This window comes from Lysinibacillus sp. BS3 (genome assembly GCF_039614735.1).
Taxonomy (GTDB): domain Bacteria; phylum Bacillota; class Bacilli; order Bacillales_A; family Planococcaceae; genus Lysinibacillus; species Lysinibacillus capsici.
Window position 1 is genome coordinate 212,801 of sequence record NZ_CP154860.1, and the last position, 14,791, is coordinate 227,591.

The window sequence follows — 14,791 nt, forward strand, 5'->3', positions numbered from 1 at the left end:
CCGCAGCTCGTACCGCAATCTGTACCGCAGTTAAATACATTTAGATACACTTCGTTAGACAGGTATAGAAACCCTCATTAATACAAAACCTTGATACTATGCACATCAAAAAATTAAAAATATCAGGATAGAAACCAAGGTCATAAGTTATGCTTATCAAAAAAGATAATATTAATGTAATTTACTTATGAATATAAATGCGCTATCATGGGTATTGGAGAAAAGATGCTACACATTTTTAAAGCCTTTTCAAAAAGATATATTAGGGGGATCCGCAAATGGCACAAGGTAATTTACACAACAGCCGTGCATCATTCGAAGTGAATGGTAAAACTTACAATTACTATGACTTAGCTGCGATTGAAAAAGCTGGCGTTGCAAAAGTTTCAAACCTTCCTTACTCAATTAAAGTATTATTAGAATCTGTTTTACGTCAATATGATGCGTATGTAATTAAAGAAGAACACGTAAACGAATTAGCAAAATGGGGTAACGGTGCTGACCCAGAGGCAGAAGTACCATTCAAACCTTCTCGTGTTGTATTACAAGACTTTACTGGTGTACCAGTAGTTGTTGACCTTGCATCTCTTCGTTCTGCAATGAAAGAAATGGGCGGCGACCCAAGCAAAATCAACCCTGCTATTCCAGTTGACCTTGTAATTGACCACTCAGTACAAGTTGACAAATATGGTAATGCATCTGCATTACAAGCAAACATGGACCTAGAATTTGAACGTAACGCTGAGCGTTATAACTTCTTAAAATGGGCTCAAACTGCTTACAATAACTTCCGTGCTGTACCACCAGCAACAGGTATCGTTCACCAAGTAAACTTAGAGTACTTAGCTCCAGTTGTACACGTAAACGAAAATGCTGACGGCACATTCGAAACATTCCCAGATTCAGTAGTAGGTACTGACTCTCATACAACAATGATCAACGGTATCGGCGTTCTTGGATGGGGCGTAGGTGGTATCGAAGCTGAAGCAGGTATGCTTGGTCAGCCTTCATACTTCCCAATTCCAGAAGTTATCGGTGTTAAATTAGTTGGCGATCTTCCAAACGGAACAACTGCTACTGACTTAGCATTAAAAGTAACACAAGTATTACGTCAACGTGGCGTAGTTGGTAAATTCGTTGAGTTCTTCGGACCTGGCGTATCTAAATTACCACTAGCTGACCGTGCGACAATCTCTAACATGGCTCCTGAATATGGTGCTACATGTGGTTACTTCGCAATCGACGAAGAATCATTAAACTACATGCGTTTAACTGGTCGTGACGAAGAGCACATTGCGGTTGTAGAAGCTTACTTAAAAGCGAACCACATGTTCTTCGATCCAACATTAGAGCCAGTTTACACAGACGTTTTAGAAGTAAACTTAGCTGAAATCGAACCAAACCTTTCTGGTCCTAAACGTCCACAAGACTTAATTCCACTATCTCAAATGCGTTCTCGTTACAAAGAAGCAGTAGTGGCACCACAAGGTACACAAGGTTTCGGTTTAACAGAAGATGAATTCGAAAAAACTTCTGTAGCGAAATTCGCTGAAGGCGATGTAGAAATTCCAACAGGTGCTGTTGCGATTGCTGCGATCACTTCTTGTACAAATACTTCTAACCCATACGTATTAATTGCTGCGGGCTTAGTGGCGAAAAAAGCTGTAGAAAAAGGTCTGACAGTGCCGAAATGGGTAAAAACTTCTTTAGCACCAGGTTCTAAAGTTGTAACTGGTTACCTTGAAGATTCAGGTTTACAAACATACCTTGACCAAATCGGTTTCAACACTGTAGGTTACGGTTGTACAACATGTATCGGTAACTCAGGTCCATTATTACCTGAAATCGAAGAAGCAATTAAAGCAAATGACTTATTCGTAACTTCAGTTCTTTCTGGTAACCGTAACTTTGAAGGCCGTGTACACCCACTTGTAAAAGCTAACTACTTAGCTTCACCACCACTTGTTGTTGCTTATGCACTTGCTGGTACAGTGGATATCGATCTACAAAAAGATTCATTCGGTAAAGACAAAGATGGTAACGAAGTATTCTTCGCTGATATCTGGCCATCAACTGAAGAAGTTAATGCAGTATTAGGTACTGTTGTTAACCGTGAGTTATTCCAAAAAGAATACGAAACTGTATTCACAGCGAACGAAAAATGGAATGCAATTGAAACATCAACTGAGTCTCTATACACATTTGATGACAAATCAACTTACATCCAAAACCCACCATTCTTCCAAGGTCTTGCAAAAGAGCCAGAAGCTATTAAAGGCTTAGACGGCTTACGCATTATGGCGAAGTTCGGTGACTCAATCACAACTGACCATATTTCTCCAGCTGGTGCAATCGGTAAAGATACACCTGCAGGTAAATATTTAATTGAAAACGGTGTTGCAATCCGTGACTTCAACTCTTACGGTTCTCGTCGTGGTAACCACGAAGTAATGATGCGTGGTACATTTGCAAACATCCGTATCCGTAACCAAGTTGCTCCTGGTACAGAGGGTGGATTCACTACTTACTGGCCAACAGGCGAAGTAGAGTACATCTATGACGCATGTATGAAATACCAAGAGCAAGGTACTGGCTTAGTCGTACTTGCTGGTAACGACTACGGTATGGGTTCTTCTCGTGACTGGGCTGCGAAAGGTACATTCCTACTTGGCGTGAAAACTGTTATCGCACAATCTTACGAGCGTATCCACCGTTCTAACCTAGTAATGATGGGTGTTCTTCCACTTCAATTTATGCCAGGTGAATCTGCTGATACATTAGGCTTAACTGGTAAAGAAGAAATCTCTGTTAACATTACTGACAACGTAAAACCACGTGAAATCTTAACAGTAACTGCTAAATCTGAAGACGGCACAGTTAAAACTTTCCAAGCTTTAGCTCGTTTCGACTCAGAAGTAGAGGTAGACTACTACCGCCATGGTGGTATCCTACAAATGGTTCTACGCGCAAAAGCTGCTGAGTAATCATCACCATAAAAACCGATCTCTTAGGAGGTCGGTTTTTTTATTTATTAAGAGAGTGTTGGATAGAAGTGACCAAAATATGTATAAATAGCACCAAATGACGGATTTAATGGATAATTATAATTTAATTTCCAATGAACCTAGCATTTTTCCAATTCTTTCGCTAAAATTAATAGGTAAGCATTAAATTTACATAAACGGGGGACGATTGATTATGACAAAGAAAAAACATAAGTTTTATACAGCGGCAACAGCGGCAATGGCGGTTACTGCTGTTGCGGTAGTACCTGTATCGGCGGCTAGTCCATTTTCAGATGTGAGTGAGGATTATGCGCATTTTAATAGTATTTCTACATTGCATGCAGCAGACATCATTAATGGTTTTCCAGATGGTACATTTAAGCCTTCAAAGGATGTGACACGTGGACAGGCAGCAAAGATGATAGCAAGTGCTTTTCATCTAACTACAACGGATACGGCTGTCGAGAATCCGAATTTCAAGGATGTCGACTCATCTAGCCCATACTATAAAGCGATTGTTACATTAGTTAATCTTGGCGTCGTACAAGGCTATGAGGATGATACATTCCGTCCAGATGACACTATTACTCGTGGTCAAATGGCAGTAATGGTAGCAGAGGCTGCAGGTTTAACAGCAGAAGGTAAAAGTCCATTCACAGATGTACAGCAAGATAGTCCATTTGCAGATGCAGTAACAGCTCTGTATGAGGCAGGCATTGCGAAGGGTGTTACTGCCACAGAATTTGGTGTAGATAAAAATGTTACTCGTGGTCAGTTAGCAACATTTATTGTGAACGCATTAGGCATAGCTGAGGATACACAGCCTACAACAGAAGTAAAAGAGGAAGAGCCTAAAGAGGAGCAAGTAACAGAAGAACAACCTACTACAACAAAGGATAGTGCTTTGTTAGAGGAAGTATTTACGAAAACATTAGCCAAGCAAAAAGAGCTAAAAAGCATGAAGGCTACCATGACGATCTCTCAGACAGTGGAGGCAAACGATGGTAAGGAAACCATGAAAATGGATTCTAAAGGCAACATGAAGATGGAAATTGTTACAGAGCCAATGCAATTCTTTGCTGATGGTTCAATGGCTTTAACAGATCCAACAAGTGGTGAAGCGATTAATTTGCCGATTAAAATGTATATGACGGCTAAAGATGGTATGTATATGTATGAGGCAGAACAAAAGGCCTGGGTAAAGTTCCCGAAACAATTATTTGAAGATGTATTGAGCCAAACAGGGATGCAGCCAGATGCAACTGAACAATTGGAGATGCTACAAGCATTTGCCGAAGATTTTACATTAGTAGAATCAGCAAACCGTTATGAATTAACATTAAAAGGCTCTGGCGATAAATTCACAGAGCTAGTGAAGCAGCAGCTTGGCGCAATGGATTTAGGAATGGAAGCGGATCTAGAGGCACAATTAGGCAATATTTCCTTTGATGGTCTCACATATAAATTATTGATTAATAAAGAAACATTCGATGTAGAAGAAATTGCTATGGACATGACATTAAAGATGCAAGTAGAAGGCAATTCGATCAAAACAAGACAGCAAACAACGATCAAATATCATGATTTCAATGCGGTAACGACAATTACGATTCCAAAAGATGTGCTAGACAATGCAAAGGAAATGGATTTGAGTGCATCAGAAACAGCACCAGTAAGTAAATAATACAAAAAGTAGGTTTATGCCAAGTATATTGGTGTAAGCCTACTTTTTTTATGCTTTAGTGGAAGCCCATTAATTCTTTTACTTTCGCTGTGTTTGGAGCAGATGTTAGAGTTTCTAGTAAGCGAAAGGCAACATCAAAGGCTGTTCCTGGATTGGAGGAGGTGATGATATGATCAGTTTGCACAATGCGCTCGTTGACAATTGCTGCACCATAGCCCTTTAGCTGTGCTAAACGTTTACTTGTTGGATGATTATAGGTTGTTGCTTGACGATGCTGAAGAATTCCACTGTGGCCTAAAATAAGAGAAGCTACACAGATTGTTGCAATCGGTTTTTTCTGTTCATCAAAGTGACGAACGACTGCCTGAAATTCCTCGCTAAACGCATCCTCATAAAAACCGGCTTCCTCAAAGCCTCCAGGAATCGCTAATGCATCAAAATCCTCTAATACAATTTCATGGAGCAATTTTTCAGGAGTGACTTTAAAATTCCAGGTGCATTGCAGCTGTTCATGCAGGCCGACCGTAACCACATCTGTTGTACCATCACCTTCCCACTTATTCCAGCCGAGCACATCAGTAAAGACGCTTGCCTCTACCGCTTCAAAGCCATTTGCTAATAGTAACAATATTTTTTTCATGTTTGATTTGCCTCCTTTATTGATATTATTGTAAACAAAAGGGAGAAAAGATTACATACGTTGTATAATGGATTTTAGGTAAAAAACTTTATTTGAAAAGGTATTATGTCATAAATAATTTATTTAGAAAGGTGAAGGACCATGGATCATATTGATACACAAATATTACAGCAGTTACAGCAAAATGCCAAAATCTCTATGAAGGAATTAGCCACTACCGTTCATTTATCCTCTCCTGCCGTTATTGAAAGAATCAGAAAGCTAGAGGAGCAGGGTGTGATTGAGGGCTATCATGCAAAGGTAAATCTGAAAAAGATGGAGCGTACGATTGAAGCCATTATTTTATTTAAGTCCATTGATTGTAAAAGTCTTTCTTCATTTTGTAATGCTCATCCTGATGTTTTGGCATGTTATCGAGTGGCTGGGGAAATTAGCTATATTGTTAAATTAGCGACCTATTCAGTAGAAACATTAGAACAATTTATTGATGCGGCTATGCCCTATGGCACACCTTCTACTAATATCGTGTTATCTTCAACGGAAAAACAAGTGATTACACCATTTGCTGACAATGATTTGGAGTAAATGACAAAAAAAGCAAACCTCGAAGCCGTGAGCACCGTTTATAGGGTAGAGAGGAGGAAGAATGTTGCTAATTCATGAACTGGAAAGAATAATGGAACAGCATACAGAGAGGCTTATTCGTCTTGCCTTTTACTATGTGAGAGATTTACAAAGTGCTGAAGATATCGTACAGGATGTCTTTATTAAGTTCTATGATAATCAGCAAAACTATGAGGAACGCGGGGAGCTAAAGGCGTATTTATCGAAATTAGTTAGTAATCGAAGTAAAGATTATTTACGCAGCTGGACCTATCGGAAAATTCAAGTGCAACAGAAGATTTTTCCGCAGCAAACCGTTATGAGAAGAGATATGCTTGTACAGCAAGATGAACGTACTTTGATTGAAAATGCGATTCTAGCTCTCCCTTTCAAACAGCGAGAGGTCATTATACATTTTTATTTTGAAGAAATGCCTGTATTAGACATTGCAGAGCTGTTAACGATTCCTGAAAGCACCGTCAAAACAAGGCTACGTCGTGGGCGAGAGTTATTGAAGCTACAATTACAGCATGTTGAATGGGAGGTGCTCCTGCATGAGTAAAATGGATGCACGCGTAGTAAGGGATTTATCAGAAAGTAAAAAGCGTGTGATGACAAATGTGGTTCAGCATTTACAGCAACGCCATGAAAAAAAATCTGCAAAACGCTGGCCATATGGTGTTTTGGCTATGATTTTAAGTGTCTGCATAGGGCTGTTTATATATCAGCAATATAATGAACAACAACAGCAAGCTTCTACTATTCCACCCGTATTAGATGAGCGGATTTTAGAGCTATATTTACAACTTGATTCTTTTATGAACGGAAAGAATCGTTTATATAAGGCAAGCTTTGATAACTTTTTATATTTTGAATCGACCTTTGCTTATGCACAATCGAAAAAACTAGTACCTACACAAGAGCAAGTAGATAAGGCACTCGAACAGTTCATGGAAGAGTGGAGCTATGAGGATGATACTCGGCCAACTTATGATAAGCTTCTGCAAATGTTGCAAGTCACAAACGAAGGGTTTATAGAGAACTATGGCAAGCCAATTGCCTATAAAATGGCTACATTTGACTTGTTATGGGAGGCAAGCCAAGCCGATTATAAGGATGTAAGTAATCCCATTCGTACATGGCTTGTCGAGCAAGAAGCCATGAATTATTTAGAACAACATTATCATAAAGACATTGCTTCCTTACGAGAAAAATATAAAATCCCTGAAAAGGACAGCCAAATGAAGCTCATCAGAAGTGGAACCGTCTTAGCGATCAAGGAACATGAATTTTTAGTTGTCTCAGGCGTATTGGCTAGCGAGGTTGGGCAAAAATCTGTCGATGAATTAGTGCAAAAACATAGTAATGGTACATGGTTTCCTCTAGTGGATGTCCCGCAAACACTATCAGTTGGAGATCGAGTAGAAGTTCAATATATACAGTCGATTGGGAACGATGATGCTCAGCCATTCATTGATTATAAGGATATCGTAGAGATGAAAATAATAAAGGAATCTCACTAACAAGAAGCTAGACATTCTCGTGCTATTCAATAGTAAAACATTGCTGAAGAGCTTTTTGATTCAAACCATTCAACAGCCACAATATGCTGATCTCCATCAAAGTATTGCCACTTGTTTCAACGAAATTTTTTAAGATTGTCCACCGTTGACAGACAATTGGTAATTTGCTAAGATGAAGGACAATAAAAGCATACAAATTCGTTGATGAGAAAGAGTAGTGTTTCACTTTGTTCTACAGAGAGCCGACATTTGGTGGAAGTCGGTGTGCAGGTGTTACATGAAAATCCTCTCTGAGAAGATTAGCTGAATGGAGTAAGCTAATCCGGGTGTCTACCGTTAAAAAGAACACGTATGATTGTACGTTGCTGAGTGCTATTGGCCATCGTGTCAATAGAATTAGGGTGGTATTCGCGGTTAACCCCGTCCCTTTTCCTTGGGACGGGGTTTTTTGTATGCCTTTTATACAAATTTGCTTGTATAGGAGGAACTAATATGCAGAAAGAACAAAAGAAAGAAACAACGGTTGAACGAGAAACAAGGATTCGTACATTATGGGCGCAAGAAGGGACCTTTGCAAAATCTGTAAGTAATCGTGCTGAACAGCAGCCCTTTGTATTTTATGAGGGACCCCCAACAGCGAATGGTTTACCACATGTCGGCCATGCATTTGGTAGAACCATAAAAGATGTGGTGGCACGTTATAAAACAATGCAAGGCTATTTAGTTGAACGCAAAGCAGGTTGGGATACACATGGGTTGCCTGTGGAATTAGGGGTAGAAAAGGCATTAGGAATCTCAGGAAAGCAGGAGATTGAGAACTATGGGGTGGAGCAATTTATTCAAGCATGTAAGAAGAGCGTTTTTACCTATGAGCAAAAATGGCGTACTTTTACAGAGCAGCTTGGCTACTGGCTTGACATGGATGATCCTTACCTAACATTAAGTAATGACTATATTGAATCTGTGTGGCATATTTTAAGCCATGTTCACAAGGAAAAACTGTTATACAAAGGACATCGCGTTTCACCTTATTGCCCTAGCTGTCAAACTTCCTTAAGCTCTCATGAGGTGGCACAGGGCTATAAGGATGTTAAGGAATTATCCGTTACTGCAATGTTTAAGCTAGAGGATCGAGACGAATATATCTTAGGCTGGACAACGACGCCTTGGACATTACCAGCCAATGTAGCCTTGGCTATGAATCCTGATCTTCGATATGTCCGTGTAAGGCATGCAAACAGCATCTATATACTAGCTAAATCGTTGGTATCAAAGGTTTTTTCAGAGCCTGTAGAAATATTAAGTGAGCATGACGGACAGGAGTTTGCAGGTGTTTCCTATCTATCGCCATTTTCCTATGTAACCGTCGATAAAGGGCATATCATTGTCATGGCAGATTATGTGACAGAGCATAGTGGAACAGGAATTGTACACATAGCACCTGCTTATGGAGAGGACGATTATAAAACGGTGCAGCAACATGGCTTGTCCTTTGTCAATGTAGTTGATCTTAAAGGCTGTTATACAGAAGCGGTACCTGAGCTTGTTGGACGATTTGTGAAAGATTGTGATGTCGATATCATTAAACTGCTTGCAGCAAAAGAGCTTTTATTTGCTAAAGAAAAATATGAGCATAGCTATCCGCATTGCTGGCGCTGTGATTCACCATTATTGTACTATGCAACAGATAGCTGGTTTATCAAAATGTCGGCATTAAAAGAGCAGCTTTTACAAAATAATCAGCAGGTGACATGGTACCCTAGCCATATTAAGGATGGACGATTTGGCAACTTCCTAGAAAACTTAGTGGATTGGAATATTAGTCGTAATCGTTATTGGGGGACACCACTCAATGTGTGGATCTGTCAGGATTGCAATCATGAGGAGGCACCTAACAGTGTTGCAGCGCTACAACAATTAGCCAAAGGAGCAGTCAATGAACAATTAGAGCTCCATAAGCCATTTATAGATGCTATTGTCTGTACCTGTCCTGTCTGCCAGGGCGACATGAAACGTACGCCTGAAGTTATCGATGTTTGGTTTGACAGTGGCTCGATGCCATTTGCCCAACAGCATTATCCTTTTGAAGACGTAGCGAACTTTCATCATCAGTTTCCAGCAGATGTGGTCATTGAGGGCATCGACCAAACGCGAGGATTTTTCTATAGCTTATTAGCAGTATCGACCTTGTTTACAGGAAAACCACCTTATAAAAATGTGCTATCGTTAGGGCATGTACTCGATGAGCATGGACAGAAGATGTCCAAAAGTAAAGGCAATGCATTAGAGCCTGTTGAGTTAATACAGGAGTATGGAGCAGATGCTCTACGTTGGGCATTTTTAGTTGATAGCTCCCCATGGAATCCAAAGCGTTTTTCGAAGAAAATTGTCTTAGATGCGAAATCTAAGCTGGTGGATACACTCGACAATACGTTTAAATTTTATGACATGTATGCCCAGATCGATGACTTTACGTATGATGCTACAAATACAGGTACACGTTCACAGCTAGATCATTGGATATTGTCTCGCTTACATCACACTATCCAGCTTGTCACAACCTCTATGGATGATTATCAATTTACACAGGCTACAAGGGAAATTGGTCAATTGGTGGAAGAGTTAAGCAATTGGTATATACGTCGTTCACGTGCTAGATTTTGGGCAAATGGAATGACAGCAGATAAACGAGGTGCATTTAGCACACTTTACGAGGCACTGACATCCATTTGTCAATTAATAGCACCGTTTACACCATTTATAGCAGAGGATATCTACCGTCAACTATGTGGAAAAAGTGTTCATCTTGAGGAATATCCACTATTCGACGATCAACTAGTGGATGTGAAGCTTGAACAAGAAATGGCAACGGTCTTAACAGTTGTGGAACTTGGACGTAGCATTCGCAATAGTCAGGGAATAAAGGTCAAGCAGCCTTTAAGTGAACTCATTGTTGCCCTAAAAGGTGAACTGTCGGATTACCAAGCCTATAGCGAACTCATTCAGGATGAGTTAAACATCAAAGCTTGTAGATGGACACATGATTTTTCAGCCTATGAAAGCGTGCATTATAAATTGAATTTTAAAACAGCGGGAGCGGCATTTGGTCCAAAGGTTCATCAAGTAAAAGAGTATGTGTTGGCATTAACAGAGGAAGAGAAACAAAGGTTACAACATCATGAAACTGTGGATCTCATGATGGACGGTCAACAGCTAACATTATTAAGAGAACATGTAATAGCTGAATCAATCGTCAAGGACCATTATATTTTAGCGGAGGATAGCACTTGCCGTGTCTTGATGAATGTTCAACTTACAGAGAGCTTACTACAAGAAGGGCAAATACGAGAATTGATTCGTACTATACAAGATGCACGAAAAAAATGGCAGCTACCAGTGGCGCAATATGTATCGATTGCCTTTAATGGTAGTGCAGGGGTACTTTTCATGATTCAGCAGCACGAAGCTTTATTACAAGAAAATGTATTAGTTAAAGCAATTCATTATGGTGAGCAATGGCCTCATGCAAAATCCATTGAGACGGCATTGTTTAATGAAAAGCTCACTTTATTTGTTTCTCTATAAAAGAAAAGCTCAGGGTTACCTCCTGAGCTTTTTCTATGTACGTTAAAATAAGCCACTTGCGAGATAACATGCTGTTGCCCAAATAAAGACGGCGGAGCATTTATTAAATAGTCGCATCAATTTTCCAGAGCCGTCTAGTTTTTTGAACGAGGCGCCAGTCAATGTGAGACCGAAAAACCATAGCCAGGAAATGAACACACAAGCAACAGTGAACATTATTTGCTCGGTTCCACTATATTTTAATGCGCTTGTACCAATAACACCGATTGTATCTAAAATAGCATGTGGATTTAGAAGTGATACAGAGAGTGCGAAGAGAATTTGTTTTTTTATAGGCAATGCTTCGCTATTTTCAGTGTTTGCTGGATTTGAACGCCAAATGCTATAGCCCATGTAAAGTAAAAAAATAATACCAATAGTCATTAAAGTGATACGCAACCATTCAAACTGTAGAACAATTAATGACAGACCGAATACCGCAAGTAGAATAAGCAGTGTATCACAGATCGCAGCAGTCACACCTGCTGGCAAAGCGCGTAATAAACTTGGTTGTGTAGCACCTTGTGAAAAAACAAAAACATTTTGTACACCTAATGGCAAAATGAGTCCAAATGCTAAAATGATCCCATGAAGAAAAGCTTCCAATGACCATTCCTCCTTTCTTTACTTATTTTAGATATGGTATAACTAAAAGAAAACGACCAATTGGATGGTTTTTTATCCACCCAATTTCATTGCATGGAAGGAGAAGGAACATGAGCTGGCAGCCGAATAGACGAAGTGATAATACATTACAGCAGCAGATTGTACAGTGGATAACAGCCAATGTGGAGCGAGGAGACTGGGCAGCAGGGACAAAACTACCTACCCAAAGACAGCTGGCCATGCAGTTCGATGTGAATCGAAGCACAGTTCAGCAGGCTTTGGAGGAATTAAAAGCAATGGGCATTCTTGAAGCAAAGGTAGGCTCTGGTGTTTATGTTACGCACAATTCCTGGCATGCATTAATCCAACAAACACAGCCGAATTGGCAAACTTATATCGAAACAAGCATCCACAAGCCAAACTACCACACCATCCAATTAATTAACGAATACGAACAGCGCAAGGATGTAATTCGTTTAGGAACGGGAGAGCTAGCACCCAGTTTGTTGCCTACGGAGCAAATAGAAGCTTCACTGCGAGAGTTATCCTTTCAACCTAAAGCATTAGGCTACTCTTCGCCACAAGGTAATGATCAGCTTCGTAAAGCTATTTGTAAATATGTTCAAAAAAGAGGCATTCCTGCTGAACCTCAAAACGTCTGTATTGTTTCAGGTGCACTTCAGGCACTACAATTGATTGCTGTTGGCTTATTAGAGCAAGGGTCTATTGTGTTTCAGGAGCCAACCTCCTACTTAAATTCTGTTCACCCTTTTCAGTCAGTTGGCATGCAAATGATTAGCATTGAACGCGATGTACAGCTTGCTCAAACATTAGCGCAAAGGAAACGAAAGAAACAAGCCGTGTTTTATGCCATTCCTACTTTACATAATCCAACAGGTCATGTATGGACAACAAGAGAAAAAGAACAGCTATATGAAGCTTGTCAGGCATCACGGATTCCGATTGTAGAAGATGATGTTTATCATGAATTGCTTTTTGAAGAGGCATCACCGCCGCTTAAGGCCATGGATAATAGTGGACAAGTTCTTTATATTGGCAGCGTCTCTAAAACCTTAAGCCCAGGGTTACGCATTGGCTGGCTCATCGGTCCAACCACTGTGATTGAGCGATTAGCCGATATAAAAATGCAAACAGACTATGGCTCAAGTGCCATTTCTCAGGAAATTGTCCTACATTGGCTGCAATCAGGAAAATATGAAAAGCATCTCGCAGGATTACGTCAACAATTACAGGAGCGAGCCGATTTTACGGAACAGCTTTTAAAGGAGAAGTTTACAGATGTGGCGAATTGGAGCAAACCAAGGGGAGGCTTTTATATTTGGCTCAAGTTTCATGAGCCGCTTGTAGATAAAGACTTCTTTATGAAGCTGTTGCAGCGGCAAGTATTAATCAATCCCGGCTATATCTACGATCCACAAGATCATCAACATATTCGTCTATCCTACGCCTATGCAACCTATGAAGAATTACAGGAAGGAGTACAAATCCTACATGAATGTGCGGTGGAGGCTATTGGACGAAAGAGTAAGTAAGGACTTACCCTGAAGTTAGGGAAACGAGAGAAGGTTGCTCTAAATAGGTTGAGAAGTGATCAAAGAAGTGAGAAACCCGCTCTAAAGTGGTTGAGAAACGATCAAACAAGTAAGGAATCCGCTCCAAAGTAGATGAGAAGTGATCAAACAACTGAAGAACCCGCTCGAAAATTAGCGAAAAGTGATCAATGTAGCAAGCTCCTCTCTCAATAAAGTATCTATGCTTAGTCAGCCAACCCACTGCCAGAAAAGAAAGTGAATAATCCAAGCTGTGTATCCATACATTTTAGAAGAATAGAAGTATTTTATTTTGATTACAAACATAAAGAGGTGAACGATTGGAAAATTTGCCACCGGGTTATTTTCAGGTGCCTCAGCCTATACGAGGTGATGGGGCTGGAGGGGTGGATAAGGGGCCACGGGATATTATGAGGGACTTAGAAAATCCTGATATGCTAGTGCCACCAACGACTGATGCGGGTTTGATTCCTAATTTACGATTCTCGTTTTCAGACACGCATATGACCTTAAATCAAGGTGGGTGGTCACGGGAAATTACGGTTCGTGAATTACCGATTGCTACGACTTTGGCGGGTGTGAATATGAGTTTGACACCAGGGGGCGTACGTGAGCTGCACTGGCATCAACAGGCAGAGTGGTCTTATATGCTGCTTGGCCATGCTCGCATTACAGCCGTCGATCAGAATGGTTGTAACTTTATATCGGATGTGGGACCCGGTGATTTATGGTATTTTCCACCTGGCATTCCTCATTCCATTCAAGGACTTGAGGATGGCTGTGAATTCTTATTAGTATTTGATGATGGGCATTTCTCCGATCTGAACACACTGTCAATTTCAGATTGGTTTGCTCATACGCCAAAAGAAGTGTTATCAGCGAATTTTGGGGTTCCTATTCATGCTTTCGATCACATCCCGAGTGAACAGGTATATATTTATCAGGATCGGGTTCCGGGGCCAATTGATTCTCAGAAAGTGCAATCTCCATATGGGGAGGTTCCGCAAACCTTTAAACATCGTCTGTTGGCACAGCCTCCATTAAAAACACCTGGAGGCAGTGTGCGCATTGTCGATTCGACTAATTTCCCAATTTCTAAAAATATCGCGGCTGCACTGGTGGAAATTGAGCCAGGGGCGATGCGGGAGTTGCATTGGCATCCTAACAACGATGAATGGCAATATTATCTGCAAGGAAAAGGCCGTATGACAGTTTTCACAGGGAATGGAACGGCTCGAACATTTGATTATCGGGCGGGAGATGTTGGCTATGTCCCATTTGCGACGGGGCATTATATTGAAAATACTGGAACAGAGCCATTATGGTTTTTAGAAATGTTTAAAAGTGATCGATTCCAGGATGTATCCTTAAATCAATGGATGGCGTTAACGCCGACAGAATTGGTGCAAAGTAATTTACAGGTCGGTCCTGAGCTGCTTGAGGCTCTCAGAAAAGAAAAATGGCCGGTTGTAAAATATCCTGGTTTTTCCTATTATCCGAAATAATTAAAGCAGGTGGGAAGTTCTCCACCTGCT

10 protein-coding genes and 1 other annotated feature are annotated in these 14,791 nt (G+C 40.5%); of the genes, 8 read left to right on the top strand and 2 right to left on the bottom strand.

The window, feature by feature from the left end:
• The first annotated feature begins 278 nt into the window (after window positions 1-278).
• Together acnA and AAJG31_RS01140 are read left to right on the top strand one after the other, a co-directional pair.
• Window positions 279-2,984 carry an aconitate hydratase AcnA gene (acnA, locus tag AAJG31_RS01135; RefSeq protein ID WP_048393126.1) on the top strand — a complete coding sequence of 902 codons (2,706 nt, stop codon included), beginning with the start codon at window positions 279-281 and terminating at the stop codon, window positions 2,982-2,984.
• 214 nt (window positions 2,985-3,198) lie between these two features.
• Window positions 3,199-4,689: an S-layer homology domain-containing protein gene (locus AAJG31_RS01140; protein ID WP_279495180.1), complete on the top strand. Its 1,491-nt coding sequence runs from the start codon at window positions 3,199-3,201 to the stop codon at window positions 4,687-4,689.
• Between the two features lie 55 nt (window positions 4,690-4,744).
• Here AAJG31_RS01140 and AAJG31_RS01145 read toward each other — a convergent pair whose 3' ends face one another.
• Entirely contained in the window at window positions 4,745-5,329 is a 585-nt protein-coding gene (locus AAJG31_RS01145; RefSeq protein ID WP_066037380.1) for a DJ-1/PfpI family protein, read from the bottom strand.
• A gap of 141 nt (window positions 5,330-5,470) precedes the next feature.
• On the opposite strand from AAJG31_RS01145, the gene AAJG31_RS01150 reads away from it, so the two are divergent.
• The 4 genes from AAJG31_RS01150 (at window position 5,471) to ileS (ending at window position 11,040) form a co-directional block, all read left to right on the top strand.
• On the top strand, window positions 5,471-5,914 hold the full coding sequence (locus AAJG31_RS01150; RefSeq protein WP_048393120.1) for an Lrp/AsnC family transcriptional regulator: 444 nt from the start codon (window positions 5,471-5,473) through the stop codon (window positions 5,912-5,914).
• A 64-nt stretch (window positions 5,915-5,978) separates the two neighbouring features.
• Window positions 5,979-6,494: a sigma-70 family RNA polymerase sigma factor gene (locus AAJG31_RS01155; RefSeq protein WP_341715404.1), complete on the top strand. Its 516-nt coding sequence runs from the start codon at window positions 5,979-5,981 to the stop codon at window positions 6,492-6,494.
• Window positions 6,487-7,455 (top strand): DUF3221 domain-containing protein, encoded by a 969-nt coding sequence (locus AAJG31_RS01160; protein WP_279495175.1) that lies wholly within the window; start codon window positions 6,487-6,489, stop codon window positions 7,453-7,455. Before AAJG31_RS01155 ends, AAJG31_RS01160 begins: the two co-directional genes overlap by 8 nt.
• 192 nt (window positions 7,456-7,647) lie before the next feature.
• Window positions 7,648-7,886, top strand: a binding site (T-box leader).
• A 61-nt stretch (window positions 7,887-7,947) separates the two neighbouring features.
• Window positions 7,948-11,040 (top strand): isoleucine--tRNA ligase, encoded by a 3,093-nt coding sequence (gene ileS / locus AAJG31_RS01165; protein ID WP_279495174.1) that lies wholly within the window; start codon window positions 7,948-7,950, stop codon window positions 11,038-11,040.
• 42 nt (window positions 11,041-11,082) lie between these two features.
• Here the strand turns inward: ileS and AAJG31_RS01170 are convergent, their stop codons facing one another.
• Window positions 11,083-11,685, bottom strand: a complete 603-nt coding sequence (locus tag AAJG31_RS01170; protein ID WP_054550253.1) for a LysE/ArgO family amino acid transporter — start codon at window positions 11,683-11,685, stop codon at window positions 11,083-11,085.
• Window positions 11,686-11,795: 110 nt separating this feature from the next.
• Between AAJG31_RS01170 and AAJG31_RS01175 the strand changes: the two genes are divergently transcribed.
• Both AAJG31_RS01175 and AAJG31_RS01180 read left to right on the top strand, forming a co-directional pair.
• The gene (locus AAJG31_RS01175; RefSeq protein WP_279495172.1) at window positions 11,796-13,238 is read left to right on the top strand and encodes a PLP-dependent aminotransferase family protein; all 1,443 of its coding nucleotides are present in this window, start codon (window positions 11,796-11,798) and stop codon (window positions 13,236-13,238) included.
• 338 nt (window positions 13,239-13,576) lie between these two features.
• The gene (locus AAJG31_RS01180) at window positions 13,577-14,761 is read left to right on the top strand and encodes an oxalate decarboxylase family bicupin (protein ID WP_345803566.1); all 1,185 of its coding nucleotides are present in this window, start codon (window positions 13,577-13,579) and stop codon (window positions 14,759-14,761) included.
• The last annotated feature ends 30 nt before the right edge of the window (window positions 14,762-14,791 follow it).